The sequence below is a fragment of the Streptomyces sp. GC420 genome, from assembly GCF_009916105.1.
In the GTDB taxonomy this organism is placed as follows: Bacteria; Actinomycetota; Actinomycetes; order Streptomycetales; family Streptomycetaceae; genus Streptomyces.
Map to the genome: position 1 here is coordinate 13,092 of NZ_JAAAXQ010000022.1, position 26,632 is coordinate 39,723.

The 26,632-nt window shown below is 71.9% G+C and carries 25 protein-coding genes; 11 read left to right on the forward strand and 14 right to left on the reverse strand.

From position 1 onward, the window contains the following. Positions 1-153 precede the first annotated feature (153 nt). Positions 154-801: a phosphatidylserine decarboxylase gene (locus GUY61_RS04815; RefSeq protein ID WP_166628793.1), complete on the forward strand. Its 648-nt coding sequence runs from the start codon at positions 154-156 to the stop codon at positions 799-801. Then, on the forward strand, positions 788-1,645 hold the full coding sequence (gene pssA / locus GUY61_RS04820) for a CDP-diacylglycerol--serine O-phosphatidyltransferase (RefSeq protein ID WP_208105565.1): 858 nt from the start codon (positions 788-790) through the stop codon (positions 1,643-1,645). The genes GUY61_RS04815 and pssA overlap by 14 nt, the downstream gene beginning before the upstream one ends. A 198-nt stretch (positions 1,646-1,843) precedes the next feature. On the opposite strand, the gene GUY61_RS04825 is transcribed toward pssA, so the two are convergent. The 6 genes from GUY61_RS04825 to GUY61_RS04850 all read right to left on the reverse strand — a co-directional run bounded on the left by GUY61_RS04825 (position 1,844) and on the right by GUY61_RS04850 (position 7,504). Continuing rightward, a complete protein-coding gene (locus tag GUY61_RS04825; RefSeq protein WP_166628795.1) occupies positions 1,844-2,269 on the reverse strand; it encodes a hypothetical protein in 426 nt (141 codons plus the stop codon). A gap of 206 nt (positions 2,270-2,475) precedes the next feature. Continuing rightward, positions 2,476-3,747, reverse strand: coding sequence for an ABC transporter substrate-binding protein (locus tag GUY61_RS04830; RefSeq protein WP_166628796.1), 1,272 nt, complete (start codon positions 3,745-3,747; stop codon positions 2,476-2,478). After that, on the reverse strand, positions 3,744-4,814 hold the full coding sequence (locus GUY61_RS04835; RefSeq protein ID WP_166628797.1) for a branched-chain amino acid ABC transporter permease: 1,071 nt from the start codon (positions 4,812-4,814) through the stop codon (positions 3,744-3,746). The genes GUY61_RS04830 and GUY61_RS04835 overlap by 4 nt, the downstream gene beginning before the upstream one ends. Then, positions 4,807-5,697, reverse strand: a complete 891-nt coding sequence (locus GUY61_RS04840) for a branched-chain amino acid ABC transporter permease (RefSeq protein ID WP_166628798.1) — start codon at positions 5,695-5,697, stop codon at positions 4,807-4,809. Before GUY61_RS04840 ends, GUY61_RS04835 begins: the two co-directional genes overlap by 8 nt. After that, entirely contained in the window at positions 5,694-6,449 is a 756-nt protein-coding gene (locus GUY61_RS04845; protein WP_166628816.1) for an ABC transporter ATP-binding protein, read from the reverse strand. Before GUY61_RS04845 ends, GUY61_RS04840 begins: the two co-directional genes overlap by 4 nt. Before the next feature lie 236 nt (positions 6,450-6,685). After that, on the reverse strand, positions 6,686-7,504 hold the full coding sequence (locus GUY61_RS04850; RefSeq protein ID WP_166628799.1) for an ABC transporter ATP-binding protein: 819 nt from the start codon (positions 7,502-7,504) through the stop codon (positions 6,686-6,688). A 177-nt stretch (positions 7,505-7,681) separates the two neighbouring features. Here GUY61_RS04850 and GUY61_RS04855 point away from each other — a divergent pair, with 177 nt between their 5' ends. Both GUY61_RS04855 and GUY61_RS04860 read left to right on the forward strand, forming a co-directional pair. Beyond that, positions 7,682-8,875 carry a CdaR family transcriptional regulator gene (locus GUY61_RS04855; RefSeq protein WP_166628800.1) on the forward strand — a complete coding sequence of 398 codons (1,194 nt, stop codon included), beginning with the start codon at positions 7,682-7,684 and terminating at the stop codon, positions 8,873-8,875. An 83-nt stretch (positions 8,876-8,958) separates the two neighbouring features. Next, positions 8,959-9,984: a LacI family DNA-binding transcriptional regulator gene (locus GUY61_RS04860; protein WP_313896513.1), complete on the forward strand. Its 1,026-nt coding sequence runs from the start codon at positions 8,959-8,961 to the stop codon at positions 9,982-9,984. 112 nt (positions 9,985-10,096) lie between these two features. Here GUY61_RS04860 and GUY61_RS04865 read toward each other — a convergent pair whose 3' ends face one another. Together GUY61_RS04865 and GUY61_RS04870 are read right to left on the reverse strand one after the other, a co-directional pair. Next, entirely contained in the window at positions 10,097-10,291 is a 195-nt protein-coding gene (locus tag GUY61_RS04865; protein WP_166628802.1) for a DUF397 domain-containing protein, read from the reverse strand. Beyond that, a complete protein-coding gene (locus GUY61_RS04870; protein ID WP_166628803.1) occupies positions 10,288-11,136 on the reverse strand; it encodes a helix-turn-helix transcriptional regulator in 849 nt (282 codons plus the stop codon). The genes GUY61_RS04865 and GUY61_RS04870 overlap by 4 nt, the downstream gene beginning before the upstream one ends. Positions 11,137-11,482: 346 nt before the next feature. Here GUY61_RS04870 and GUY61_RS04875 point away from each other — a divergent pair, with 346 nt between their 5' ends. Continuing rightward, on the forward strand, positions 11,483-11,932 hold the full coding sequence (locus tag GUY61_RS04875) for an ATP-binding protein (RefSeq protein WP_166628804.1): 450 nt from the start codon (positions 11,483-11,485) through the stop codon (positions 11,930-11,932). A gap of 751 nt (positions 11,933-12,683) precedes the next feature. On the opposite strand, the gene cobT is transcribed toward GUY61_RS04875, so the two are convergent. Continuing rightward, positions 12,684-13,784 carry a nicotinate-nucleotide--dimethylbenzimidazole phosphoribosyltransferase gene (gene cobT / locus GUY61_RS04880; protein WP_166628805.1) on the reverse strand — a complete coding sequence of 367 codons (1,101 nt, stop codon included), beginning with the start codon at positions 13,782-13,784 and terminating at the stop codon, positions 12,684-12,686. Between the two features lie 131 nt (positions 13,785-13,915). Then, on the reverse strand, positions 13,916-15,115 hold the full coding sequence (locus GUY61_RS04885) for a bifunctional adenosylcobinamide kinase/adenosylcobinamide-phosphate guanylyltransferase (protein ID WP_166628806.1): 1,200 nt from the start codon (positions 15,113-15,115) through the stop codon (positions 13,916-13,918). Positions 15,116-15,198: 83 nt separating this feature from the next. Between GUY61_RS04885 and GUY61_RS04890 the strand changes: the two genes are divergently transcribed. Continuing rightward, entirely contained in the window at positions 15,199-15,402 is a 204-nt protein-coding gene (locus GUY61_RS04890) for a hypothetical protein (RefSeq protein ID WP_166628807.1), read from the forward strand. Positions 15,403-15,536: 134 nt separating this feature from the next. On the opposite strand, the gene GUY61_RS04895 is transcribed toward GUY61_RS04890, so the two are convergent. The 3 genes from GUY61_RS04895 to GUY61_RS04905 form a co-directional block, all read right to left on the reverse strand. Next, entirely contained in the window at positions 15,537-16,616 is a 1,080-nt protein-coding gene (locus GUY61_RS04895) for a S1C family serine protease (protein WP_166628808.1), read from the reverse strand. 95 nt (positions 16,617-16,711) lie between these two features. Continuing rightward, positions 16,712-17,395: a bifunctional 2-polyprenyl-6-hydroxyphenol methylase/3-demethylubiquinol 3-O-methyltransferase UbiG gene (locus GUY61_RS04900; RefSeq protein ID WP_243766188.1), complete on the reverse strand. Its 684-nt coding sequence runs from the start codon at positions 17,393-17,395 to the stop codon at positions 16,712-16,714. 104 nt (positions 17,396-17,499) lie between these two features. Beyond that, the gene (locus GUY61_RS04905; RefSeq protein WP_166628809.1) at positions 17,500-18,090 is read right to left on the reverse strand and encodes a DUF3043 domain-containing protein; all 591 of its coding nucleotides are present in this window, start codon (positions 18,088-18,090) and stop codon (positions 17,500-17,502) included. Positions 18,091-18,370: 280 nt separating this feature from the next. On the opposite strand from GUY61_RS04905, the gene GUY61_RS04910 reads away from it, so the two are divergent. From GUY61_RS04910 to GUY61_RS04930, 5 genes are all read left to right on the forward strand, one after another. After that, positions 18,371-19,171 (forward strand): PspA/IM30 family protein, encoded by an 801-nt coding sequence (locus GUY61_RS04910; protein ID WP_243766189.1) that lies wholly within the window; start codon positions 18,371-18,373, stop codon positions 19,169-19,171. A gap of 39 nt (positions 19,172-19,210) precedes the next feature. Further along, positions 19,211-19,489: a PspA-associated protein PspAA gene (locus GUY61_RS04915; RefSeq protein ID WP_166628811.1), complete on the forward strand. Its 279-nt coding sequence runs from the start codon at positions 19,211-19,213 to the stop codon at positions 19,487-19,489. A gap of 188 nt (positions 19,490-19,677) precedes the next feature. Next, on the forward strand, positions 19,678-21,096 hold the full coding sequence (locus tag GUY61_RS04920; RefSeq protein ID WP_398954275.1) for a sensor histidine kinase: 1,419 nt from the start codon (positions 19,678-19,680) through the stop codon (positions 21,094-21,096). After that, on the forward strand, positions 21,093-21,779 hold the full coding sequence (locus GUY61_RS04925) for a response regulator transcription factor (RefSeq protein ID WP_166628813.1): 687 nt from the start codon (positions 21,093-21,095) through the stop codon (positions 21,777-21,779). Before GUY61_RS04920 ends, GUY61_RS04925 begins: the two co-directional genes overlap by 4 nt. A 253-nt stretch (positions 21,780-22,032) precedes the next feature. Beyond that, positions 22,033-25,212 (forward strand): efflux RND transporter permease subunit, encoded by a 3,180-nt coding sequence (locus GUY61_RS04930; protein ID WP_166628814.1) that lies wholly within the window; start codon positions 22,033-22,035, stop codon positions 25,210-25,212. 101 nt (positions 25,213-25,313) lie between these two features. On the opposite strand, the gene nadA is transcribed toward GUY61_RS04930, so the two are convergent. After that, entirely contained in the window at positions 25,314-26,513 is a 1,200-nt protein-coding gene (gene nadA, locus GUY61_RS04935; RefSeq protein ID WP_166628815.1) for a quinolinate synthase NadA, read from the reverse strand. Positions 26,514-26,632 lie beyond the last annotated feature (119 nt).

Consider the following 26,632-nt stretch of genomic DNA (forward strand, 5'->3'; position numbering starts at 1 on the left):
TGCTATCTCCAGGAAGGAGATCGCACCCCGTCAGCGGTGTTCAGCCGCCGACTCGGGTTCCGCCTTTCCCAGTTGCCACCGCCAACCGCTAGCATCGCCGGAAAGCCGCCGTCCCCCGTCACTGCGCGGCATCATCCGCTACGAAGGTCATTCATGCCCCACAGCCAAACCTCTGCACCTCGCGGCAGCGTCCGCCTCGCGCGCGGAGCATCGCCGTGGCTCCTGCCGACCGTCGCCACCGCGGCACTCAGCCTGGCACGTGCGCGCCGATCCAGGGGCGCTGCCGCGCTCGCCGTGCCCGCCACCGCTCTCGCGGCGGGCATGCTGTGGTTCTTCCGCGATCCCGAGCGGGAGATCACACAGGGTCGCGTCATCTCCCCGGCCGACGGCGTGGTGCAGAGCATCATGCCGTGGAAGGACGGGCGCACCCGCGTCGCGATCTTCATGAGCCCGCTCAATGTCCACGTCAACCGTGCCCCGCTCGCGGGCACGGTGACGTCGGTCGAGCACATCCCGGGCGGGTTCGTCCCGGCGTTCAACAAGGAGAGCGAGAACAACGAGCGCGTTGTCTGGCACTTCGACACCGAACTGGGCGACATCGAGATGGTGCAGATCGCCGGCGCCGTCGCGCGGCGCATCGTGCCGTACCTCCCGCAGGGCACCAAGGTGGAGCAGGGCGAGCGGATCGGCCTGATCCGCTTCGGCTCGCGCGTCGACATCTACCTTCCGGAAGGCGTGGACGTCGCGGTCGAGGTGGGCCAGAAGACCACCGCGGGGGTGACTCGAATTGACCGTGATTGATCCAGAGACACAGACCGGCTGGGTGCCGGAGGCCGTCGAGGACGAGGACGACGCGGAGGACATGCCGCTGTCACTGAGGCTGTCGATAGCGGACACCCTCACCCTCGGCAACGCCACCTGCGGGTTCATGGCCGTGTACTTCACGACCACGGGCATCCTCATCCCGCACCTGACCGGCAGCGAGGTCGGCGGCATGGCGCGGCACAGCGCCGCCACCGCCGTCATCCTGATGCTGCTGGCCGCGGTCTTCGACCTGTTCGACGGCCTGGTGGCCCGCAAGCTGCGCTCCTCGCCAATGGGCGCGGAGCTGGACAACCTGTCCGACCTGATCAGCTTCGGGCTCGCCCCCGCGTACTTCGTGCTGGTCTACGGGATGGTCGCCGACGACGCGCACCAGAAGGTCTCGGCGGTCGCCGCGGTGGTGGTGCTGCTCGCGGTGGTGCTCAGGCTCGCCAGATTCTCCTGCGTCACGATGAAGGACGGCATGTTCCAGGGCATGCCGAGCCCCTTCGGGGCGCTCACGGTCGTCTCGATCGTGCTGCTGGAGATGCCGTTCATCCCCACCCTGCTGGCGATCATCGGCACGGCGTGGCTGATGGTGAGCCGGGTGGAGTACCCCAAGCCGCGCGGCGTCCTCGCCGTCGCCATGCTCAGCTGGATCGTCTCGGCGATGGCCATGCTCGCCGCCTGGGCCTTCGACGCTCCGGGCGGTGGCCTGCTGCTGCAGACCGGCTGCGTGCTCCAGGTGGTCGTGGGCGCCGTCATCCCCCTCTTCGCGACGGCGCGCAGGGTCAACACGATCCGCGACAACCGGCGCGAGGCGCGAGCGGCCCAGCTGCCGTAGTCAGTCTCGACGAGTGAAGGGCCCGGGCACCGTGAGGTGCCCGGGCCCTTCACCGTCCCCGGGCCGCTCCTCCCCGGGCTGCCGGGCTGCCGGACTGCCGGACTGCCGGACTGCCGGACTGCCGGACTGCCGGACTGCCGGCGATTATCCTGACGGCCCGCCGCCTCACCCGAGGCAATGCGACCACCGTAATGCTGATCACTGCTGCGATGCCGCACCGTTCAGGGCATGGCTGAAACGCTCGTACTCAGAATCCCTGGACGGCAGCAACCCCGATTTGACCATACCCATACCGATTTCCAATTCTGCCTCTTCGTCGCCGCACTCAAGTCCGCACTGAATCACCTCCGCAACCATTTCGATGGTATTCGCCTTGAATATGGAGCCGCTGTCCACCTGGTAGAACCAAGCCTCGTAGACGACGGAACCATCAATCACCACGTCCCAAAGCTCGCAAAAATGCAGCACACCTTCTTCGTCTGCCACCTCCGAAGACGACACGCGTTCCGCAGCGGGCAGGTCCTCTCCGTCGTAGGCAACGCCACACAATCCAAGCTGCTCAACCTGGGCTGGAGTCAGTTGTTCTACAGACGTAATCTTGCGCATATTTGTGAAGTCAGCCATGCATGGACGGTATCAATCCGGTCAGGTGCAGGCGGAGGTCCCGAAGAAGAAAAGGCGGACTGCCTGACTCGCCGAAGCCCTTGGGCGGTGGCCTCGGACACGCCAGGGGACAGCGCAAACGAGGGGTCCCGGCGGGCATACCGCCGGGACCCCTCGTCACAGTGTCGCAGCCTCGTGGCCGCTCAGCCGGTCTGCCGGCCGGGAGGTCAGCCGCCGAAGGTGAAGCCCTCGGCCTCGTCGGCCGCCGTCGCCTCACGCACGGCCTTCAGTCCGCCCTTCTCCTTGGCGTCCGGCTTCATGATCACCGACTCGCGGGTGGACGGCAGGGCCGGGTCCGAGAAGTTGTGCGTGATGCCGAACTTCGTGTCGTGCGCGTCGAAGCTCTTCAGCGCCTTGGCGATGCCCTCCCGGGTCAGGTCCTTGTCGGCGCAGGCCTTCTCCAGGACCGCGCCGAAGAGCGAGCCCGTGGTCCAGCCGGAGACGACGCCCTGGTCCAGGCTGTCCTTCGGGTACGCGGCGGCGTACTTCTTCGCCAGCTCCGCCGGGCCCGGCTCGTCGGAGCCGATGGGCAGGACCGAGGCGGCGAGGTAGAAGTCCTTGGTGAGCGCCGGACCCGCCTGGGTCTTGAGCAGCTGCGGCGAGAACGTCGAGTTGTTGCCGATGACGGGCACGTTGAACTTGCCGGCCGCGGCGACGCCGACCAGAGAGGCCGCCTGGCGGGGTCCCGCGCTGAGCACGATGGCCTTGACGCCGGCCTTCTTCAGTGCCGCGACCTGCGCGGACATGTCGTTGTCCGTCGGCTTGATCTTCTGCTCGACGACGGTCAGCCCGGCCTTCTTCGCGGCGTACTTGGATCCCGCGAGCGCGTTCTCGCCGAAGTCGCCCTCGAAGTAGACGTGACCGATCTTGTCACCCTTCTTGATCCGCTTCTCGGAGAGCAGGAAGTCGACGGCGTTGATCGTCTCGATGTCGTACGTGGCGCCGACGACCCGGATGTACTCGCTGCCGAGCAGCGAGGCCGACCAGGCCTGCGGCAGGACGAGCCCCTTGTCCTTGCCGTCGATGCGGTCCTCCAGGGCCGCGACGAATGGCGAACCGATGAACTGGACGAAGCCCAGCACGTCGGGCTCCAGCTCGGTGTAGCCGGCGAGCGCCTTCTGCGGGTCGTAGCCGTGGTCGCGCACGGTCAGCTCGACCGTGCGGCCGCAGATGCCGCCCTTGCCGTTGACCTCCTTGGCCCACAGCTGCTGGGCCTGCGTGACGCTCTTGCCGAGGGAGGCGTAGACACCCGTCATGTCGGTGAGCACACCGAGGTTGATCTTGTCGGCGGTCACCCCGACCCCGGTCTTCACACCGTCGGCGCCCTTGTCGCCTCCGTCGCCCTCCGGCTTGGCCTTCGAGCTGCAGCCGGCCAGGGCGGTGGCGAGGGCCAGGACGGTGGCCACCGTCGCCGTGCGGATACCCGTCGTACGCTTCATGCTTGCTTCTCCCTCTTCATGCGACCGGCCAGGCCGGCGAGCTTCAAACGACCTGTCAGGCCGCCGGGCAGGAACAGCACCACCGCGACCACGGCGGCGCCGTACAGATATCGGGACGCCTCACCCGGTGCGATTCCGCCCGTACCGGGGGCGGAGACCAGCGGGAGGGTGTCGCTGTAGCGGGTGAGCAGTTGGGGCAGCAGCGAGACGAACGCCGCGCCGAGGACGGCACCCGCGACCGTGCCGAGTCCTCCGATCACGATCATTGCGAGGTACTCGAGGGAAAGGATCATGCCGAAGTACTCGGGCACGGTCCGCTGGAAGACCAGGGCGAGGAGTACACCCGCCAGGCCCGCGTACATCGAGGACAGCACGAACACCGCCGCCCTCTGGCGTGCCACCGGCACGCCCATCACACCCGCCGCGATCCGGTGGTCGCGGATGGCGTTCATGGCACGGCCGGGACGCCCGCGCAGCACGCCGCGGGCGAAGAGCCCGCAGCCGAGCAGCACCAGCAGACCGACGTACCACAGCTTCTCGACGGCACCGAACGGCACGGCAAGGACCATGAGTTCGCTGTCGTCGAAGTCCAGGCCGAAGAGCGACAGGGTCGGCACGGACCGCCCGTTGTAGCCGCCGGTCACCTCGTCGGCATTGAAGAGCACATGCTGGCCGATGAAGATCAGCGCCAGGGTGGCGATGCCCAGGTAGGCGCCGGACAGCCGGCTCGCGATGGGGCTGAACAGCCCGCCCGCGGCCCCGGCGAGTGCCACGGCCAGCACGGCCGCGAGCCAGCCGGGCAGACCGAGGCCCGCCAGTCCGTCCTCGCCGTCGCCCGCGAAGACGCAGTAGCCGTACGCGCCGATCGCGAGGAAGAAGGCGTGGCCCATGGAGAGCTGCCCCGTGGCCCCGGTCAGCAGGTTGAGGCCGATGGCGCCGATCCCGGCGGCCATCGCGAACAGCCCGGCCTGGAGCCAGAAGCCGTCGAGGTAGAGCGGCAGGGCGAGCAGCAGCAGGGCTGCGCCTGCCCAGAGGTAGGTGCGCGGTGCGCGCAGCAGCTCAGACACGGGAGGGCTCCTTCGTGCCGAACAGTCCGGCCGGACGGACCAGCAGGATCGCGACCATCACCAGGTAGGGCGCGAGGTCGCCGATGCCGCGGCCGAGGAAGGACAGTTCGCTCTGGTACCCGGTGACCAGGGACTCGGTGACGCCGACGATCAGACCGCCGACGAGTGCGCCGGTGGTGGAGTCCAGCCCGCCGAGGATCGCGGCGGGGAACGCCTTCAGCGCGGCGAGCGAGGTGGCCCGTTCGAGTCCCGGTGTCGGGAAGACGGTCAGGAACAGCGCGGCCACCGCGGCGAGCGAGCCGGCCACGGCCCAGGCCGAGGCCGACACCCGCCCGAGGCGTACGCCCATCAGGGCCGCCGTCTCGGGGTTCTCGGCCGTGGCCCGCATGGCCACGCCCCAGGAGGTGAACCGGAACGCGAGCAGGAAGGCCGTGATGAGCAGTCCGGCGGCGAGGAACGCGGCGATCCGGGTCTGTGCGATGGACACCGGGCCGAGCTCGACGACCGCGTCGCCCCAGGGGTCGCCGAGGGCCAGCACGTCGGTGCCGATACGGCGGGTGAGCTCGGTGGTCAGCAGGATGTCGACGCCGATCGTGACGATGGCGAGGACGCTCTGGTCGGAGCCCCGGTAGCGGCGCATGACCAGGTACTCGATGCCCGCGCCGACGATGGCTGCGCCCCCGGCCCCGACCGCCAGCGCGAGCCAGAAGCCGATGTCGTCGTGGAGTACGGCGACCAGGTAGCCGCCCGCGAGGAGCAGCGACGCATGGGCGAAATTGACGACCTCGGTCGCCTTGAAGATCACGACGAATCCGAGCGCGATCAGTGCGTACACCGATCCGACGGACAGGCCGTTCAGGACGAGTTCGACGAACGTCGTCACGAGTCACTCTCCGCTCCGAGGTAGGCGCGCACGACGGCGGGATCGTTCTGCACCTGGGCAGGCGTCCCGTCAGCGATGCGCCGACCGAAGTCCAGTACGGTCACGGAGTCCGCGAGCCGCATCACCACTCCCATGTCGTGTTCGACCAGGACGATTGATATGCCGAGTCCGTCGCGCACACCGGCGACGACGGCCGCCGCGTGGCGGCGTTCCTCACCGGTCATGCCGGCGACGGGCTCGTCGAGCAGCAGCAGCTTGGGCTCCATGCACAGCGCGCGGCCGAGTTCGACCAGCTTCTGCAGCCCGTAGGGAAGTCCGCCGACACGTGCCGTGAGGTGCTTCTCCAGGCCGACGAACTCGGCGATCTCGCGTACGCGCTCGCGGTGCCGGCGTGCCTCGCGCACGGCGGAGGGCAGCCGCAGGCCGGAGGCGACGAATCCGGCCTTCGTCAGCCGGTGCCGGCCGAGCATCAGGCTGTCCTCGACGGTGGCGTGCGAGGGCAGGGCGAGGTTCTGGAAGGTGCGTGCCACTCCGAGTCCGGCGATCCGGTGCGGCGAGAGCCCGGTCAGTTCGTCCGGGCCGAAGCGCACACTTCCGGAGGTGGCCCGGTAGACGCCGGACAGCACGTTGAAGGTGGTCGACTTGCCCGCGCCGTTCGGTCCGATGACGGCGTGGACCGTGCCGGGAGCCACCGTGAAGGAGATCCCGTCGAGCGCGGTGAGCCCGGCGAAGCGGACGGTGACGTCCTCCACGACGAGCGGCGGAACGGATTGCGGGCCGTCGTCGGCCGTGGCGGGGCTGCCCGTCCCGGTCCCCTCCGGCGTGGTGGTCTCGGTCCCGGACGCCTCCGGCGCCGAGTCCTCGGCCGGAGCCGGTTCACGGTCCGCCCCGGGGGCCGGTGCCGCTCCCCCGTCGGTGTCCGCCGCCGAGGCGGAAACCCGGTCCTCCGCGGGGTCCGTGTCCCCGACGGGCCTGATGCCGTCGCGTGTCATGCGACCCACCTCCTGAGGGTCGGCGCCTGCTGCTCCGCGCCGTCCGCGTCGGCGGCGGCCTCCTCGTCGACGACGCCGAGGTAGCGGCGGCGCACCTCGTCGGAGGCGGCGAGTTCGTCGGCGGGGCCTTCGAGGGTGACCTCGCCGACCTCCAGCACGTAGGCGTGTGTGGCCATCCGCAGGGCGAGCGCCGCGTTCTGCTCCACGAGCAGGACCGACGTGCCCTGGGCGTTGATCTCCGCGACGGTCTCGGCGATACGGGCCGCCATCAGCGGGGCGAGCCCCAGCGAGGGCTCGTCCAGCAGGATCAGCTTGGGCGCGGCCATCAGGGCCCGGCCCACGGCCAGCATCTGCTGCTCCCCGCCGGAAAGCAGTCCGGCGTGCTGGTGGGCCCGCTCCGCGAGCACCGGGAACAGCTCGTGCACCCGGTCCAGCGCCTTCTTCACCGCCGTCCGGCCGCCCCGGGCGCCCAGCGCGCCGGCCCGCAGGTTGTCCGCCACCGACATGCGGGCGAACACCTGCCGTCCCTCGGGGACCTGCACCAGACCCGACTCGACCACCCTCGACGGGTGCAGCGTGTCGAGCCGCCGTCCCCCGAAGGTGACGGTGCCCTCGGTGACGGCACCTCCGTGGAACCGCAGGGTGCCCGATATCGCTCGCAGCAAGGTCGACTTGCCCGCTCCGTTGCCGCCGAGTACGGCGACGACCGCACCCGCCGGTACGTCGAGCGAGGCACCGCGCAGCGCACGCACCGGCCCATACCCCACGGACAGCCCACGGATCTCCAGCGACATCGCGGACTCCGCTCCCGGCATCAGTTGCTCCTTTCACTGCCCTCGGCGCACAGACGAGCACCAGCGGGGGCGGTCAGTCCACGCCCCTCGGGGGAATCGCTGCCGGTGACCAGCGGCGGGACCGTCCCGTTGTGCACGCGCACAAGACCCCGCACGGCACGGCTCCGGGTCGCCGGGCCGGTGGCATCCTCACCAGCCATGAGCGGTCACCGAACACGCACCGACCGCGAGTGGTCCGTACTGGTGGCCGCTTCGCAGGTGCTCCTGGAGCGGACGCCGGTGCTCACCGACCGGCTCTTCGAGGAGCTGCAGTCGCATTCACCCGCGTACGACGAGGCGGTGCCGAGGGACGAGCACTGGCGGCAGACGAACGAGGCGCTGAAGTACGGCATCGAGGCGCTGGCCGCCGGCCGGACCGCCCCGCGGCGCGATCTGGAGTACGCGCAGCGGCTGGGCCGGCGGCGCGCCGAGCAGGGGCTCGCGCTGGACCTGCTGCTGCACGCGTACCGGCACGCCGGCTTTCTGGTGTGGGAGGCGCTGCTGGAGATCGTCTCCGAGACGGACCCGGACTCGCTGCCGGTGCTGGTGCACCTGGCCGCCCAGATGTGGGCGGCCGTGGACCAGCAGGCCGCGGCGGTCACCGATGCCTACCGGGCGACGGAGCATGCCATGCTGCGACGAAGTGACGAGCGCGTACAGGCCCTGCTCGACGCGCTGCTCGAGGGCCGGTCGACACCGGGCCTGGTGACGCGGGCCGCGGCCGGCCTGGATCTGCCGGAGCACGGCCGCTACGCGGTGGTGGTGCTGCGGATCGACCCGTCCCGCTCGGTGCGGCGGATCCCGGCCGCCGCCGGCATGCGGTTCGTGTGGCGGATGCGCACCGAGTACGAGGCCGCCGTGGTCGCCCTCGGCGAGTCGGCGGAGCTCGGGGACCTGGTCACGGAGCTGGACGGCCACGGCATCCGCGGGCCCGGCGGGATCAGCCCGGTCGTGGACGGGCTGGCGGAGCTGGGCCGGGCCCGGCGCTTCGCCGAACTCGCGCTGCGCACCGGCGGGGCGGCGCCCGAGGGGTTCGTCCGGCTCGACCAGCGGCTGCCGACCGCTCTCGTGGTGAGCCAGCCGGAACTGGCGGCGCGGCTGCTGGCGGACGTGTTCGGGCCGCTGCTCGAACTGGAACCGGCGGACCGGGCGGTGCTGGTGGAGACGCTGGACGCGTGGCTGGAGTGCGAGGGCTCCGCGGGGCGGGCCGCCACGCGGCTGTACTGCCACCGCAACACCGTCTTCAACCGGCTGCGGCGCCTGGAGCAGTTGACGTCGAGGTCGCTGTCCCGGCCGCGGGACCTGATCGAGATGACGCTGGCCCTGGACGCGTTCCGGCTCACGGAGGCGTGATGCCCCGGCGGTGCCGGGAGGCCGGTCACGGGCCGGGGGGAAGGAGTAATGTCGGGACGTTCCCGGCAGAAGGAGTTCGTGACGTGCCCGGCCCCCATGTCCCCCGTCCCACGCTGGAAGCGGTCGCGGCCCGCGCCGGGGTGTCCCGCGCCACGGTGTCCCGAGTGGTCAACGGCGGTGCGGGCGTGCGGAAGTCGCTTCAGGAGAAGGTCAACCGGGCGGTCACGGAGCTGGGGTACGTGCCGAACATCGCCGCCCGGACCCTGGTGACCCGGCGGACCGGGGCGATCGCGGTGGTCATAGCCGAGCCGGAGACGAGGGTCTTCTCCGACCCGTTCTTCGCCCAGCAGCTGCGCGGGATCAGCCGCGAACTGTCGGCGCAGGACCAGCAGTTGGTGCTGCTGCTGATCGAGGGCAGCGACGACTACGAGCGGGTGGGCCGCTATCTGTCGGCGGGGCATGTGGACGGCGCGCTGATGTTCTCGCTGCATCAGGACGACCCGCTGCCGTCCATGGCGGGATCGGCCGGCCTGCCGACCGTCTACGGCGGCCGGCCCGACTGGCCCGCACGGCAGGGTGAGCGCCCGCCGCTGTACGTCGACACGGACAACCGGGACGGTGCGCGGCAGGCCGTGCGCCACCTGCTGGAGCGGGGGCGCCGCCGGATCGGCGTCATCACCGGCCCCCTCGACCAGGCCTCGGCCCTCGACCGGCTGGCCGGGTACCGGGACGCGCTGTCGGGGGTCGCCGAACCCCTCGTCGCGCAGGGTGACTTCACCGCCGAGGGCGGCGAGCGGGCCATGGCCGACCTGCTGGCCCGCGCCCCCGGGCTCGACGCGGTGTTCGCGGGCTCCGACCTGATGGCCTCGGGTGCCCTGCGCACCCTGCGGGCCCGGGGCAAGCGGGTGCCCGAGGACGTCGCCGTCGTCGGCTACGACGATCTGGGCCCGGCGGCCTGGGCCGATCCGCCGCTGACGACGGTCCGCCAGGACGTCGAGGAGATGGGCCGCGTCATGGCCCGCCTGCTGATGACCCGCCTCGCGTCCCCGGACGCGGATCTGGAGCCGGTGGTCACACCGGCCCGGCTGATCGTGCGCGAGTCGAGCTGACCGGGTCGGCCGGGCCCGGCCGACCGGGCCCGGCCCGCGGCGGATCGGATGCGGCGGGCGGACGTCCGGCCACGTCGCGCGACGGCCCGCGCCGCGCGGCGCCGGTTCCGCCTCAGACGCGCGCGTCGGCCGCGAGCACGGTGAAGGCCGACCATGCGTCGGAGGACACGGCGAGCGGACGCCTCCGGGTGTCCTTCGAGTCCCTGACGAGCACGCCGTCGGCACGCACGGCCACCTCGACGCAGTTGTCGCCGGAGCTGCCGCTGTAGCTGCTCTTGAGCCAGACCAGTCCCGTTGCGCTCATCATGCTCCTCGCATCTGCTCCAGCAGGCTTACCGTGGCTTCGCGGCCGAGGGCCTGCGAGCGCAGCTTGCCATAGCGCTGAAGCATCGCGCTGACGTCTTTCGGCGAAGTGATCAGAATACTCGACTGCTGGCCCTCGGAGTACCCCACCCAGTCGTGCTGCCGAGTCTCTGCCAGGTACATCAGGCCGTCAATACCGGCGTGGTCGTACTGGCACAGAGGCATGACCTGAATTTCGACGTTTCGCAGTCTGCCCACTTCCAGCAAGTGGTCCAGCAGGTGCTGCGCCACTTCTGGTCCGCCCATCTGGCGCATCAGCAGCGCCTGTTCGATGACGAAACTGAACGCCGTGTTCGGCCTCTCGGTCAGGAGCCGCTGTCTCTCCATCCTTGCGCACACCTGCTGCTCGATCTGCTCCTCGGACAGCGGCGGCAGTCTGCGCTCGAAGATCGCCCTGATGTACGGCTCGGGCTGCAACAGCCCGGGAATCGCCCGGCATTCGTACGCGTACAGCGAGATCGCGTCCTCCTCGATCACGGCCCACTGCCGGAACCAGGAGGCCAGTCCCGCCTTCCGGGTCAGGCTCCGGGCCGCTGCGGTGAGGACGCGGGCCGCGGTCGGGCCGAGGACCTCCTCCGAGCGTTCGACGAGGTCCCTCGGCGGGAACCTCTTGCCCTGCTCGATCTTGGCGATGTAGGCCGCCGAGTACTGGACCCGTGGCGCGAACTGCTCCTGTGTGAGGCGGGCTTCGTCCCGCAATGCCTTGAGGACCGCGCCGAAGGTCTTGAGACTGTCCGACAACTCCGGCTCGCCGTTGGTTCCGCCTCCGGTCCAGTGATCCGCCGCCATGACAACCGCCGCCCTTCGTACCCGTCCCCGTGCCCGCACCCTTGCCGACCGGTACAACGGCACCGGCCGCCACGGTCACGGCTCGTCACCCACCCAGTCCGGAAGCGCGGCCGGTACAAGGGATTCTGTATCGGCGGCACCGCGCCGACCTGGCGTTCTCCCGGAAAACCGGGCAGCGGCGCCCACACCTCACCGCCAGGCGTGCATCACCGTACGTACGTTCCCGTGCCCGGCGGGCAGTCGGGCAGTCGGGCAGTCGGGCAGTCGGGCCGACTGATCCGGCACAGCGCGGGCTGTATCGGTGCCGTCCCTGTCACCGGCCTCGCGGCCCGGGAACCCTGGGCGCATGATCGCCCCTCACATCCCCGCACGCGTCGCCGTACCCACGTTCACGCAGCGCTTCTCCGCGACCAGGCGCGGAGCCCGGCTCGCCCGGCTGCTCGCCGCGCACCAGCTCACCGTCTGGGGCCACGTCCACGGAACGCCGCTCTTCAACTCGGTCACGCTCGTCGTCGCGGAGCTCGCCTCGAACGCCGTACTTCACGGCCTCGTGCCCGGCCGGGACTTCACCCTCCGCCTCACCCATGACGATGAGCGGTGCCTGATCCGGATCGAGGTCTCCGACACGCACCCCGCCCTCCCGGTACGCCTCGAAGCGACTGACGAAGAGGACCGCGGACGCGGCCTGCTGCTCGTCGACGCGCTGGCGGCACGCTGGGGCGTGACCGACCGCAACGGCCCCGGCAAGACGGTCTGGGCCGAGTGCGCGCTCCCCCGCAGCGGCGAGTCGATGTGAGCCGGGGTCGGGTGCGGTGGCTGTGCGGGGTCGCCTTGAACCGGTGTTGTGCGGGGTGCGGGTACGGGGCCGCCCGTGGGCCGGGATTGTGTGCGGGCCCGTGCCGCCCCTCAAGGGCGCCCTCCGGTCGTCGCGTTCCGCGATTTCCGCTGCGCTCCAACCCTTGACCGCCGCCCCGTTCCCGCAGGAAGGCTCTTGCCGGGCGGCCCCGGGAGCGGACGGGTCCCGACCCTCGGGTGGGGTCGCTCCGGTTTCGTTCCCGGCCGCCGGGCCGGACGGGGTGCGGGCGCGAGCCCGCAGGGCGGCTGCTGTGGTCAATTCGGCCCCGTCTCGGTGCCTGCGGAAACGGCCTGGGCGGGGCGCACCGGCCCGGCCGTTGAGGTTCGGGGTGAATGTGGGCTCATACTCCCCTCTGAAACAGGCATATCGGGCGCCTGGAGTGCTTTTTGAGCCCGCATTTGAAACCCGAACCGATACCCACCCTTCAAAACCCCCGCAGCAGGATCTCTCCACCCCGGCCGATGCTGCCGCCCGCGGCCCGCACCGAGAGGCACGGGCCGCCCGTGCCCGATTCCGTGCACCCTGCCGGGGCCGGGCGAACCGGGGCCGGGCCGACCGCTGGAGCCCCCGGGCACCGAACCGGGTGCAGGCACCGGGACGGGGCGGACGACCCGCCGGAGCCGAGGTGTCCCGGGCCATGTGCCCGCGGCCCGAGCCCGGACGGGGCGCGGACGGCCCGTCCGGCCGGGGGCTACGACGCGGATGACTCCAGGTCCTCGTACGCCTCGTCCGCCCGCTCCGCGGACGCCCGCTTCTCCGGCAGCTCCGCCGCCAGGGCCGCCGCGGCCTGGACCATGGGCAGGGCCAGCAGCGCGCCCGTGCCCTCACCCACCGTGACGCCGTGGTCGAGCAGTGGCTCGAGCGCGATCCGGTCCAGTGCCTTGGCCTGCGCGGGCTCCCCGCTCAGCTGCCCCGCCAGCCACCAGTCCGGCGCCCGGAAGGCCACCCGCTGCGCCACCAGGGCGCAGGCGGCCGACACCACCCCGTCGAGGATGACCGGCATCCGCCGGACCGCACTCTGCAGCAGGAAGCCCGTGATCGCGGCCAGATCGGCGCCGCCCGTCACCGCCAGCAGTTCCAGCTGCTCGCCGAGCACCGGGCGGGCCCGCCGCAGGCTGTCCCGGATCGCCCCGCACTTGCGCATCCACGCCAGGTCGTCGATGCCGGCGCCGCCGCGCCCCGTCACCACCGAGGCGTCCGTGCCGCACAGCGCCGCGATCAGCGTGCCGGCCGGGGTCGTGCCGCCCACGCTCACATCACCGAGCACCACCAGATCGGTGCCCGAGTCCGCCTCCTCGTCGGCGACGGCCATTCCCGCACGGAACGCCTGCTCGGCCTCCTCGACGGTCAGCGCGTCCTCGATGTCGATCCGCCCGGAACCGCGCCGCACCCGATGCCGTACGACGTCCGCGGGCAGCAGCCCGGCGTCGCAGTCCAGCGCCATGTCGACGACCCGAACCGAGGCCCCGTACCGGCCGGCCAGTACCGCGACCGGGCTCTCCCCGTCGAGGATGCCGCGCACCAGGGTGTGGGCCGTGCCGGCCTGCCTGGCCGACACGCCGAGCGCGGCGATGCCGTGGTCCCCGGCGAACAGCACCACCCGCGGGCGTTCGATCGGCCTGACCGGCACCCGGCCCTGGGCGGCCGCCAGCCACTCGCCCAGTTCGTCCAGCCGTCCCAGCGCCCCGGCCGGTACGGCGAGCCGCTCCCTGCGTTCCTCGGCATCGCGCCGCACGCCGCTGTCGGGGCGTTCGATCAGATCGGAGAAGTCGTCGAGATTCAGCGAGCTCATTCGCCGAACAGTACCGGGCAGTCCCGGCCGCGGTCCGTCCGGCTCGGGCCCCGGCGGACTGCCCGCGCGCCCCTGGAAGACCTCCGGGAGGACCCCCGCGGCCCGCCGCCCGCCAGGACCGCCCCGGACCCTCAGCCGCGCAGCGCGAGCGGCTGCCCCGCGACGACCAGCAGCACGTGTTCGCACTCCCCGGCGACCGCCGTGTTCAGCCGCCCCAGCTCGTCGCGGAACCGGCGCCCGGAAGCCGTCGCGGGCACCACCCCGGAGCCGACCTCGTTGCTCACGGCGACCACGGTCCGCCGTGTCGCCCGTATCGCGGCCACGAGCCGGGCCACCTCCCCGGCCAGCGACTTCTGTCCTCCGTCCGCCCAGGTCTCGTCGTCCCACGCGCCCACCCGGTCCATCGCGTCCGTCAGCCACAGCGACAGGCAGTCGATGAGCAGCGGCGGCCCGTCGGCCTCCAGCAGCGGTACGAGATCGCAGGTCTCCGTGGTGCGCCAGGAGCCCGGCCGGCGCTCCCGGTGGGTCCTGACCCGGTCCGTCCACTCCGGGTCGCCGTCGCGTGTCCCGCCCGTCGCCACGTACACGACTGCGGGGAACGTCTCCAGCCGCCGCTCCGCCTCGAAGGACTTTCCCGACCTGGCGCCGCCGAGCACGAGCGTGCGGCGCGGTACGTCGGGGACGGCGTGGTACTCGCCGACGACCAGCGTGGCGCCGTCCGGCACCGCCCGCGCGCCCGCCGCCGCGAGCCGGCGCCGCAACTCGTCGCCGGGCGGCACGTCGTGGTCGATGTGGACCCCGATGACATCCGTCGTCGGTCCCACCGCGTCCGCCGCGCGCAGCCGCGCCAGCGCGTCCGGCCGCCCCAGGACGTCCAGCACCACCATGTCGTACGCGCCCCGGCCGCCCCTCTCCCCGGCGACGGCCGCGCCCGGCGGGAGGTACAGCAGCCGCTCGCCCTCCGGCCCCGTCACCTCGTAGCCCGTGCCGGGCGAGTCGAGGGCCACCGCCCGCACCCGGTGGCCGCTCAGCAGCGACAGCCGCCGTCCGTCGGGCACCCGGCCCGCGCCGGGCAGTCCCGCCGGGATCTCCATGGGCGGTCCGTCGTGCGGATGCGACAGCAGCACCTGCTGCACCCCCATGAGGGTGTGCCCGGCGCGGGCCGCGGCGAAGGCGGCACCCGGCGTCAGATCGAGCAGCACCACCCCGTCCACGAGCAGCGCGGTGGCCGCGCGTGCGGCGTCGCCGAGCGCGGTCGCGCACACGGCGCAGGGGCAGTCGGGGCGGGGCAGGCCGCCGGGGGCTCCGGTGCCGAGCAGAGTGACTTCCACGCAATGATCCTCCCGCGTCCGTGTGGGTGGTGCGCGCCCGGATAGGCTTCCAGCAGGACATTGGCGGGACACGGGAGGCGTACATGGCGTGGACGTGGCGGTTCGAGAAGGCCGACGGCACGGAGACGGAACCGTCGGTGCAGCCCGAGGACTTCACCACCCAGGGCGACGCCGAGTCCTGGATCGGCGAGTACTGGAAGGATCTCCTCGAAGGCGGCGCGGACCGGGCCACGCTGCTCGAGGACGGCAAGGAGATCTACGGGCCGATGAGCCTGCACGCCGAGTAGGCCAGGCCCGGTGACCCGGCCCTGAGCGACGGGCCCGGTGACCCGGCCCCGCGCGACGCCCGTGCCCGCCGCACCCCCAGGGGCCCGGCGGGCGCGGGCACGCCCGGGACCGGCCCGGCGCCCGCCCCGCGGCGTCACAGTTCGCCGAGGGTGACCTCGACGGTCCTCTCGTCGCCGTTCCTTTCGTACGTCAGCTCCACCCTCTCTCCCGGCCGGTGCGCGGCCAGCGCCTCCGAGAGGTCGTGCAGCGTCCTGATCGCGGTGTCGCCGATCGCCGTGACGACGTCCCCGGACCTCAGGCCCGCCCGCTGCGCCGCCCCGCCCTCCTGGACCTCGACGACCGCCACACCGGACGGCCGGAAGTCGTCGTCGACGACGGTGCGCGCGGTGACGCCGAGCGCGGCCCGTCCCGACTCGGTGACTTCCCCGGTCTCGATGATCTGCCCGGCGATGTTCCTGACGGTGGAGGAGGGGATGGCGAAGCCGATGCCGGCCGCCTGGCCGCCGCCGAGGCCCGGATCGGTCGCGGCGAGCGTCGGGATGCCGATGACCTCGCCATCCAGGTTGACCAGCGCGCCGCCGCTGTTGCCCGGGTTGATCGCCGCCGACGTCTGCACCATGTTGGCGAGGGTCGTGCCCGTACCGCCGCTGTCCGCGCTCTGGGTGACGGTGCGTCCCACGGCGGAGACGATGCCCTGGGTGACGCTGCTGGACAGCCCCAGCGGATTGCCCATGGCCATGACGATCTGGCCGACCTCCACCTCGGCCGAGTCGCCGAAGGCGGCGGGCCTGAGCCCCTTGGGCACGCGGTCCAGCTTCACCACGGCGAGATCCTGCTGCGGGTAGGCGCGGACGAGCCTCGCGCCGATGGTGTCCTCGCCCACGGCCAGCGTGACCTGGAACGCCGTGCTGTCGCCGACCACATGGGCGTTGGTGACCACATGGCCCTCGCGGTCGTACACGACTCCCGAGCCGACACCCTCGCGGGCGTTGATCTGGACGACGGACGGCAGCACGTCCTCGACGACTCTCAGATAGTCGTCCTCCAGAGCGTTGGCCGCGCCGGAGGCGGTCCGCCCGGCCCCGGCCGACCGCCCCGGACCGGTCCCGGCCCCCGAGCCGCCGTCCCCGGAGCAGCCGGCGAGAAGCGTCACGGCGGCGGTGGCGGAGACGATGAGCGGCACGAGCGGGGTACGGGCGCGACAGCGGTCCATGCCCGAAGTATCACCGTCCGCTCACGGCCGGGTCCTCCGGTGAGCGGCCGAACAGGGGGCCGCCGGGCAGCCCGGGGACCGGCCGGGAGAAGGGCTCAGCCCCGCACCCCGCAGAGGTGCAGCAGCGCCGCCACCCCGCGGTAGGGGTCAGTCCGCCCCGCGCGCTCCTCGGCGGCCAGCAGCCGGTCCAGTTCGTCGGCCGCGGGCAGCTCCACCTCGTTGCCGACGTTGTCCGTGAACACCCGCACCCCGTACCAGGCGTGCAGCGGCGCCCCGATCCCGCTGAGGGTGTCCGTCATCGACTCCAGCCGGTCGGCCCGCACCCGCAGCCCCAGCCGGTTGGTGTACGTGTCGCCCGCGAAGGCGTCGAGCGCGCCCTTCCAGTCACCCGCGAGGCCGGGCCGCATGGCGAGCGCGTCGCCGTTGCGCACCAGCAGCGAGAGCAGCCCGCCGGGCGCCAGCATCCTCGCCAGCCCGGCCAGCATGGCGTCCCGCTCCTCGACGTACATCAGAACGCCGTGGCACAGCACCACGTCGAAGCTGCCGGGCAGGAAGTGCACCCCGGTCTCCCGGCCGTCGCCCTCCAGCAGCCGCACCCGCTCCCGTATGCCTTCGGGTTCGCCGGACAGCGCCTCCCGCGCGGCCTTCAGCATCACCGGGTCCGGCTCCAGGCCGGTCACCCGGTGCCCGGCGCGCGCCAGCCGCAGCAGCTGGGTGCCCTGGCCGGTGCCGACGTCGAGGACACGCAGCCGCTGGCCCACGGGGAAGCGGGCGGTCATCTGCTCGTCGAGCTGGCGCGCGACCAGCTCCTGGCGGACGGTATTGCGCAATCCGCCGAGGCCACCGAGCCAGGCCTCGCAGCCCTCGTGGAAGGTATCGCCGCTCAGGGCCGCTCTCCGCGCTTGACCTGCGGCTTCGGCAGCCTGAGCCGGCGCATCTGGAGCGTGCGCATCAGGCCGTAGGCCACGGCGCCGCGCTTCGGCTCGTTCGGGAACCGCTCACCCAGCTGCTTCCGCAGCCGGATGCCGATGCCGATCGAGTCCACGACGATCATGATGATGACGCCGAGCCACAGCAGCAGCGCGATGTTCTGCACGCTGCTGTTCTGGAGCATGCTGAGCACCAGGATCACCACGGCGAGCGGCAGGAAGAACTCCGCGATGCAGAACCGCGAGTCCACGAAGTCGCGCACGAAGCGGCGCACCGGGCCCTTGTCACGGACCGGCAGGTAGCGCTCGTCTCCACTCGCCAGGGCCTCACGCTGCCTGGCCAGGTCCGCGCGACGCGCCTCACGGGCACGCTTCGCCGCCTCCTTGCGGTTGGCGGGCGCGGTCGCCATCGCGCGGCGCTGGCCCTGGGCCTCGCTGCGCTTCGGTGTCGGCCTGCCCTTGGGGGCCTGGGGGTCACGGGGCTGCTTGGAGAGGGCTACCGGCTCGGCCGGGGCCTTCTCTTCCTTGGAACGGCTACGGAACACAAAGCCCAAGGGTACGGGGTACGAGGCATGGACCCCACCCCCGAGGGGAACGATCCCGCAACGACCCGTGTCCACCCGGTCCCCCCGCCGGGTCCCCGGGCGTCACCTACTCCTCACGCCGGATCATCCCGACCGGAGGTCGTTCTGCAGGAGGAGCGCATCGGGGCCCGAACAGTGCGGTAATGGATGCAGGGCCCGTACTGTGGGTTGTACTGGTCGTCCGGAGCTGGAGTCCGTCAGAAGGGGGCGCGCGAAGCCCATGAGCGGTGTCATGAAGCGTATGGGGATGATCTTCCGCGCGAAGGCCAACAAGGCCCTGGACCGGGCCGAGGATCCGCGGGAGACGCTCGACTACTCGTACCAGAAGCAGCTCGAACTGCTGCAGAAGGTGCGGCGGGGCGTCGCCGATGTCGCCACCTCCCGCAAGCGCCTGGAACTGCAGCTCAACCAGCTCCAGAGCCAGTCCTCGAAGCTGGAGGACCAGGGGCGCAAGGCGCTCGCGCTCGGCCGCGAGGACCTGGCCCGCGAGGCGCTCTCCCGCCGGGCCGCGCTCCAGCAGCAGGTCACCGACCTGGAGACCCAGCACTCCACCCTCCAGGGGGAGGAGGAGAAGCTGACGCTCGCCGCGCAGCGGCTGCAGGCCAAGGTGGACGCCTTCCGCACGAAGAAGGAGACCATCAAGGCCACGTACACCGCCGCGCAGGCGCAGACCCGCATCGGCGAGGCGTTCTCCGGCATCTCCGAGGAGATGGGCGACGTCGGCCTCGCGATCCAGCGGGCCGAGGACAAGACGGCGCAGCTCCAGGCCCGCGCGGGCGCCATCGACGAACTGCTGGCCTCCGGCGCCCTGGACGACCCCTCCGGGATGCACAAGGACGACATCCAGGCGGAGCTCGACCGGCTCTCCGGCGGCACGGACGTCGAGCTGGAGATCCAGCGCATGAAGGCCGAGCTGGCCGGCGGCACCGAGGCCCCGCAGCAGGCCATCGAAGGCGGTGCGGCCGGTGCGGCCGGAGCGCAGGACCAGGGGGAGCAGGCGCGGCAGTCGCCGTCGCAGACCCCGCGGTTCGACAAGCAGTAGTCCCGCAGTCCGAGAGCCGACGAACGGTAGGAGCCCGTCGTGATCGTACGGATCATGGGGGAGGGGCAGGTGGAGGTGGACCCGAGCCACTTCACCGAACTGGACAAGCTCGACGACGAACTGCTCGCCGAGATGGAGAACGGTGACGAGGACGGCTTCCGCCGCACCCTCGCCGCCCTTCTCGACGCGGTCCACCACTACGGCACACCGCTGCCCGACGACTCCCTCGAGCCCTCCGAACTCATCCTGCCGGCGCGGGACGCCTCCCTCGAGGAGGTCCGCGCCATGCTCACCGACGACGGCCTGATCCCGGGCTGACACCGGCCCGGCCGGGCGGGGGCGAGTCGGCCGGCATGCGCGTACGGGCGGCCCCCGTGGGGCCGGGCCTCGGTGCGACGACCGCGCGGCCGGCAGGCACGACCGCGAGGACCGGCGACCGGACCGCGTCCCGGACCCGCACCGGGCCGGGACCGGGCGTTCCGGGCGCGCGGGCGGACACCGTACCGTTGCTGGACGTGACCCCACTCGCCGCAGGACAGGGCCGCCTGGCCAGGGCCCGGGTCCGGCTGCACCGGCATCCCCTCGCCCTCGACGCCGCGACGGCCCTGGGCGTACTCGTCGTGATCATCGTCGGTTCCTTCGCCGAGAAGCACGGCAGGCACGGCACGTCCTTCGGCGGCAGCGCCCCCGAGCCGTCCAGCCTGATGCTCGCCGTGCTGGCCTCCGCGGCGCTGATCCTGCGGCGCCGCGATCCGATCCGGGTGCTGGTCTTCACCTGCGCCGTGACCCTCGTCGAACTGATCACCGGCGACCCGCGCGCGCCCGTCTTCACCAGCGTCGTCATCGCCCTCTACACCGTCGCCGTCACGACCGACCGCCAGACGACCTGGCGGGCCGCCCTGCCGGTGATGACCGGCCTCACCGCCGTCGCGATGTACTGCGGCGCCGCCCCCTGGTACACCCAGGACAACCTGGCGATCTTCGCGTGGACCGGCATGGCCGCTGCCGCCGGCGACGCGGTCCGCCACCGGCGGGACTTCGTCGACGCCATCAGAGAGCGTGCGGAGCGCGCCGAGCGCACCCGCGAGGAGGAGGCACGGCGCCGCGTCGCCGAGGAGCGGCTGCGGATCGCCCGCGACCTGCACGACGTGGTCGCGCACCACATCGCGCTGGTGAACGTCCAGGCGGGGGTCGCGGCGCATGTCATGGACAAGCGGCCGGACCAGGCCAAGGAGGCCCTGGCGCACGTACGGGAGGCGAGCCGCTCCGCCCTCGGCGAGCTCCGCGCCACGGTGGGGCTGCTGCGGCAGTCCGGTGACCCGGAGGCACCGACGGAACCCACCCCCGGCCTCGGCGGACTCGACCACCTCGCCGACTCCTTCCGCAGGGCCGGCCTGCCGGTCGAGGTGGCGCGCGCGGACGAGGGCGCCCCACTGCCCGCATCCGTCGACCTCGCGGCGTACCGGGTGATCCAGGAGGCGCTGACCAACGTGCGCAAGCACGCGGGTGCCGGGGCGAAGGCCGAGGTCAGCGTGGTCAGGGTGGGCCACTTCGTCGAGATCACCGTTCTCGACGACGGCGGCGGCGCCGGCGGTGACGGCCGGGACCGGGACCGGGACCGCGGCGACGGCCGTGAGGCCGAAGACGCGGTGAACGACTCCGCGGACCGGCTCCCCGCACAACGCTCGCGCACGGGCACCGGTCCCGCCCCGGGCATCGGTCCCGCGGGCACCGGCCCGGGGCCCGGGGGACCGGATGCCCGCGCCGAGGGGCGCCCGCCCGGCGGCCACGGCCTGCTCGGCATGCGCGAACGCGCCACCGCCCTCGGCGGCAGCTGCCATGCGGGCCCCCGGTACGGAGGCGGCTTCCGGGTGCAGGTGATACTGCCCCTCACCACCCGTGCCCGTACTGGAGGGTCCGCATGACGATCAGGGTCCTGCTCGCCGACGACCAGGCACTGCTGCGCAGCGCCTTCCGGGTCCTGGTCGAGTCCGAGCCCGACATGACCGTCGTCGGCGAGGCGTCGGACGGCGCCGAGGCGGTCGCGCTGGCCCGCTCCGAGCGCGCCGACGTCGTCCTGATGGACATCCGCATGCCCGGCACCGACGGCCTGGCCGCGACCCGGTTGATCAGTGAGGACCCCGACCTGGCCGGGGTCCGCGTGGTGATGCTGACGACCTTCGAGGTCGACGAGTACGTGGTGGGATCGCTGCGCGCCGGAGCCTCCGGCTTCCTCGGCAAGGGCGCTGAACCCGAGGAACTGCTGAACGCCATCCGGATCGCCGCGGCGGGCGAGGCGCTGCTGTCGCCCGCCGCGACCAAGGGGCTGATCGCGAGGTTCCTCGCCCAGGGCGGGACCCAGGCCGCCGACGACGCCCCGGAACGGCACTCCGAGCGGCTCGCGGCGCTCACCGGCCGGGAGCGCGAGGTGCTGGTGCATGTCGCGGGCGGCCACTCCAACGACGAGATCGCGGAGCAGCTGGTGGTCAGCCCGCTCACGGTCAAGACGCACGTGAACCGCGCGATGGCGAAGCTGGGGGCCCGCGACCGGGCGCAGCTCGTCGTCATCGCCTACGAGTCGGGCCTGGTCCGCCCGAGGACTGAGTGACCGGCCTCCCCGCGTACTCCGGACGCGGTACGCACGGCCCGAGGAACGGGACCTGGGAGCGAGGGATCGGGCCTCCCGTGTGACCGAAGGTATGGAAGGGGCGCGGTGTGCCGCCGTCCGCCGTTCCCGCCATCCGCTCCGTATCCCACCGCCTGACCGCCTGACCGCCTGACCGCTGATCCCGCCGATCCACTGATACCGCGCCACCGCCGCGCGTCGTCTTCGCCTTGCCCCACAGGGAGTCGTGCCACCCATGTCCTGGCTGTCCAGAATCAGCCTCGCGCAACGAGGCCTGATCGCGCTGATGTCCATCATCGCGATCGCCTTCGGTGCCGTAGCCATCCCCCAGCTGAAACAGCAGCTGCTGCCGTCCATCGAGCTGCCGATGGTGTCGGTCCTCGCTCCCTACCAGGGCGCGTCCCCCGAGCTGGTCGAGAAGCAGGTCGTCGAGCCCATCGAGGACGCCCTCAAGGGGGTCGACGGCCTGGAGAGCGTCACCTCCACGGCGAGCGAGGGCAACGCCGTGATCATGGCCGGCTTCGACTACGGCCCGGACTCCACGCAGCTCGTCGCCGACGTCCAGCAGGCCGTCAACCGGGCCCGCGCCGTGCTCCCCGACGACGTCGACCCGCAGGTGATCGCCGGATCCACGGACGACATCCCCACCGTCGTCCTCGCCGTCACCTCCGACAAGGACCAGCAGGCACTGGCCGACCAGCTCGACGTCACCGTGGTCCCCGCGCTGGAGGAGATCGACGGCGTCGCCCAGGTCGCCGTCGACGGCGTCCAGGAACTCCAGGTCTCCGTCACCCCCGACGCCAGGAAGCTCGCCGCGGCCGGGCTGAACCCGGCCGGCCTCGCCCAGGCGCTGCGGACGGCCGGCGCGTCCGTCCCCGCAGGGTCCTTCACCGAGGACGGCAAGAACCGCACGGTCCGGGTCGGCGGTGGCTTCACCACCGTCGAGGAGATCGAGGACGTGCGGATCGCCCCCGCCGCGGCGCCCGGCGCCGCCGCGGGCAAGGGCAAGGCCGGGCCGGTACGCCTCGGCGACATCGCCGAGGTCGCGCAGGAGCCCGCCCCGGCCGTCTCCCTGACCCGCACCAACGGCCGGCCCAGTCTCGCCGTCATGGCCACCATGGACCAGGACGGCAGCGCCGTCGCCATCTCCGAGGCCGTCGAGAAGAAACTGCCCGGGCTGCGCGACGACCTCGGCGCGGGCGCCGAGCTGACCGTCGTCAGCGACCAGGGCCCGGCCGTCTCGAAGTCCATCTCCAGCCTCACCACCGAGGGCCTGCTCGGCCTGGTCTTCGCGGTCGTCGTGATCCTGGTCTTCCTGGCCTCCGTACGGTCCACTCTGGTGACCGCGGTCTCCATCCCGCTGTCCGTCGTCCTCGCGCTGATCGTCCTGTGGACGCGCGACCTGTCGCTGAACATGCTGACCCTGGGCGCGCTGACCATCGCCATCGGCCGTGTCGTAGACGACTCGATCGTCGTCCTGGAGAACATCAAGCGGCACCTCGGCTACGGCGAGGAGCGCCGCGAGGCCATCCTCACCGCGGTGAAGGAGGTCTCCGGCGCCGTCACCTCGTCCACGCTGACCACCGTCGCGGTGTTCCTGCCGATCGGCCTGGTCGGCGGCATGGTGGGCGAGCTGTTCGGCTCGTTCTCCCTGACCGTGACCGCGGCCCTGCTCGCGTCCCTCCTGGTGTCCCTGACGGTGGTCCCTGTCCTGTCCTTCTGGTTTTTGCGGGCGCCGAAGGGCTCCGGGGAGCTGGACCCGGACGAGGTGCGCCGCAGGGCCGAGGAGAAGGAGTCCAAGGGGTTCCTCCAGCGCGTGTACGTCCCCGTGCTGCGCTTCGCCACCCGCCGCCGGCTCACCAGCGTCGCCATCGCGGTCGTCGTCCTTATCGGCACCTTCGGCATGGCGCCGCTGCTGAAGACCAACTTCTTCGACCCGGGCGACCGGGACGTCCTGACCGTCAACCAGGAGCTGAAGCCCGGCACCGGCCTCGACGCGGCGGACGCCGCCGCCAGGAAGGTCGAGAAGATGCTGGCCGGCCTCGACGAGGTCGAGGACTACCAGGTCACGGTCGGCTCCTCCGGCTGGATGGCCGCGTTCGGCGGTGGCACCGGCTCCAACCAGGCCTCCTACCAGGTCACCCTGGAGGACTCCGCCTCCTTCGAGGAGGCCAGGGACCGCATCGACGCCGAGCTGGGCAGGCTGGACGGCATCGGCGACACCACCATCGCGGCCGGTGACGGCTTCGGCAGCCAGGACCTGAGCGTGGTGGTCAAGGCCGCCGACCAGGAGGTGCTGCGCAAGGCCGCCGACCAGGTACGGGACGCGGTCGCCGGTCTCGACGACGTCACCGACGTCCAGAGCGACCTCTCCCAGAGCGTGCCCCGCGTCTCGGTGAAGCCCAGGGCCAAGGCGGCCGCCGCCGGCTACGACGCGGCCTCCCTCGGCGCCGCCGTCACCCAGGCGGTGCGCGGCACCAACGCCGGCACGGCGGTCCTCGACGACACCGAGCGGGACATCGTCATCACCTCCGCCAAGCCGGCGCGGACCCTGGCGGCCCTGCGCGCCTGGGACCTGGGAGGTGTGAAGCTCGGCGAGATCGCCACCGTGGAGATCGTCGACGGCCCGGTCTCCATGACCCGGATCGACGGCGCCCGCGCCGCCACCGTCACGGCGAAGCCCCAGGGCGACAACACGGGTGCGGTCAGCGCCGACCTTCAGGCGAAGATCAACTCGCTGGACCTGCCGGAGGGCGCCACCGCGCACATCGGCGGCGTCTCCCAGGACCAGGACGAGGCGTTCACCAACCTCGGCCTGGCCATGCTGGCGGCCGTCGCGATCGTCTTCATGCTGCTGGTCGCGACGTTCCGGTCGCTGGCCCAGCCGCTGATCCTGCTGGTCTCCATCCCGTTCGCGGCCACCGGAGCCGTCGGCCTGCTGATCGTCACCGGTACCCCGATGGGCGTTCCCGCCATGATCGGCATGCTGATGCTGATCGGCATCGTCGTCACCAACGCGATCGTGCTGATCGACCTCGTCAACCAGTACCGCGCCCAGGGACTCGGAGTCATCGAATCCGTGGTCGAAGGCGGACGCCACCGTCTGCGCCCCATCCTGATGACGGCCCTGGCCACCATTTTCGCCCTGTTGCCGATGGCTCTCGGCGTCACGGGTGAGGGCGGCTTCATCTCCCAGCCCCTCGCGGTCGTGGTGATCGGCGGTCTGCTGACCTCCACCCTCCTCACGCTGCTGCTCGTGCCGACGCTGTACGCCATGCTGGAGCTGCGCAAGGAGCGCCGCGCGAAGAAGAAGGCGGCCGGGCGCGCCGCGAAGTCCGCCTCCGCGTCCGCCGCGTCCGCCGCGTCCGCCGCGGACGCCGGTGACGACAAGTCGCCGGAGACCGCCGGAGTCTGACCCGCGCACCGCACGGACGCGTGAAGGGGTGCCCCCGCACGGGGGCACCCCTTCACGTCGTACCGGTCGTACCCGAAGGCCCGAGGAAGCCCGCGTAAGGACTACGGAAGGGCCAGCATCCGCTCGAGGGCCAGCTTCGCGAAGCTCTCCGTCTCCTTGTCGACCTGGATCCGGTTCACGACCTTGCCGTCGGCCAGCGACTCCAGGGCCCAGACCAGGTGGGGGAGGTCGATGCGGTTCATCGTCGAGCAGAAACAGACGGTCTTGTCGAGGAAGACGATCTCCTTGCCCTCGCCGGCGAAGCGGTTCGCCAGGCGGCGGACGAGGTTGAGCTCGGTGCCGATCGCCCACTTGGAGCCGGCCGGGGCCGCCTCCAGGGTCTTGATGATGTACTCCGTCGAGCCGACGTAGTCGGCGGCGGCGACGACCTCGTGCCGGCACTCGGGGTGCACCAGCACGTTCACGCCCGGGATGCGCTCCCGTACGTCCCGGACGGAGTCCAGGGAGAAACGGCCGTGGACCGAGCAGTGGCCGCGCCACAGGATCATCCTCGCGGCCCGCAGCTCCTCGGCGGTGAGGCCGCCGTTCGGCTTGTGCGGGTCGTAGACGACGCAGTCGTCGAGCGACATTCCCAGGTCACGGACCGCGGTGTTGCGGCCCAGGTGCTGGTCCGGCAGGAACAGGACCTTGCCGACCTTGCCCGCCGAGGGGTCCCCTTGGGCGAACGCCCAGTTCAGGGCGCGCTGCGCGTTGGAGGACGTGCAGATCAGGCCGCCGTGCTTGCCGGTGAAGGCCTTGATGTCGGCGGAGGAGTTCATGTACGAGACGGGCACGACCTGCTCGGCGATGCCGGCGTCGGTGAGCACGTCCCAGCACTCGGCGACCTGCTCGGCCGTCGCCATGTCGGCCATCGAGCAGCCGGCGGCGAGGTCGGGCAGGACGACCTGCTGGTCGTCGGAGGTGAGGATGTCCGCGGACTCGGCCATGAAGTGGACGCCGCAGAAGACGATGTACTCGGCCTGCGGCCGGGCGGCCGCCTCCCTGGCGAGCTTGAAGGAGTCGCCGGTGACGTCGGCGAACTGGATGACCTCGTCGCGCTGGTAGTGGTGGCCGAGCACGAAGACCTTGTCCCCGAGCTTCTCCTTGGCCGCACGGGCGCGCTCCACCAGGTCCGGATCGGACGGGGCGGGGAGGTCTCCCGGACACTCCACGCCGCGCTCGCTCCGTGGGTCGGCCTCACGGCCGAGCAACAGCAGCGCGAGCGGGGTCGGCTGGACGTCCAGGTCTTGGGCGGTGGTCACGACACGCACCTTTTCTTTTCTGCGGACATGCCTTTTCGTCGAAATGACGCTATCTATCATAACCGGGACGTGTCAGTTTGACGATGCCCATAGCGTCGATGTGACGCATTCCCCGGACC

Bases quoted from the DNA above. Each gene is read 5' to 3' on its own strand.
- GUY61_RS04815 (WP_166628793.1), top strand. From the start codon at position 154: ATGCCCCACAGCCAAACCTCTGCACCTCGCGGCAGCGTCCGCCTCGCG.
- GUY61_RS04825 (WP_166628795.1), bottom strand. From the start codon at position 2,269: ATGGCTGACTTCACAAATATGCGCAAGATTACGTCTGTAGAACAACTG.
- GUY61_RS04830 (WP_166628796.1), bottom strand. From the start codon at position 3,747: ATGAAGCGTACGACGGGTATCCGCACGGCGACGGTGGCCACCGTCCTG.
- GUY61_RS04850 (WP_166628799.1), bottom strand. From the start codon at position 7,504: ATGCCGGGAGCGGAGTCCGCGATGTCGCTGGAGATCCGTGGGCTGTCC.
- GUY61_RS04855 (WP_166628800.1), top strand. From the start codon at position 7,682: ATGAGCGGTCACCGAACACGCACCGACCGCGAGTGGTCCGTACTGGTG.
- GUY61_RS04865 (WP_166628802.1), bottom strand. From the start codon at position 10,291: ATGATGAGCGCAACGGGACTGGTCTGGCTCAAGAGCAGCTACAGCGGC.
- GUY61_RS04870 (WP_166628803.1), bottom strand. From the start codon at position 11,136: ATGGCGGCGGATCACTGGACCGGAGGCGGAACCAACGGCGAGCCGGAG.
- GUY61_RS04875 (WP_166628804.1), top strand. From the start codon at position 11,483: ATGATCGCCCCTCACATCCCCGCACGCGTCGCCGTACCCACGTTCACG.
- cobT (WP_166628805.1), bottom strand. From the start codon at position 13,784: ATGAGCTCGCTGAATCTCGACGACTTCTCCGATCTGATCGAACGCCCC.
- GUY61_RS04890 (WP_166628807.1), top strand. From the start codon at position 15,199: ATGGCGTGGACGTGGCGGTTCGAGAAGGCCGACGGCACGGAGACGGAA.
- GUY61_RS04895 (WP_166628808.1), bottom strand. From the start codon at position 16,616: ATGGACCGCTGTCGCGCCCGTACCCCGCTCGTGCCGCTCATCGTCTCC.
- GUY61_RS04900 (WP_243766188.1), bottom strand. From the start codon at position 17,395: ATGACCGCCCGCTTCCCCGTGGGCCAGCGGCTGCGTGTCCTCGACGTC.
- GUY61_RS04910 (WP_243766189.1), top strand. From the start codon at position 18,371: ATGGGGATGATCTTCCGCGCGAAGGCCAACAAGGCCCTGGACCGGGCC.
- GUY61_RS04925 (WP_166628813.1), top strand. From the start codon at position 21,093: ATGACGATCAGGGTCCTGCTCGCCGACGACCAGGCACTGCTGCGCAGC.
- GUY61_RS04930 (WP_166628814.1), top strand. From the start codon at position 22,033: ATGTCCTGGCTGTCCAGAATCAGCCTCGCGCAACGAGGCCTGATCGCG.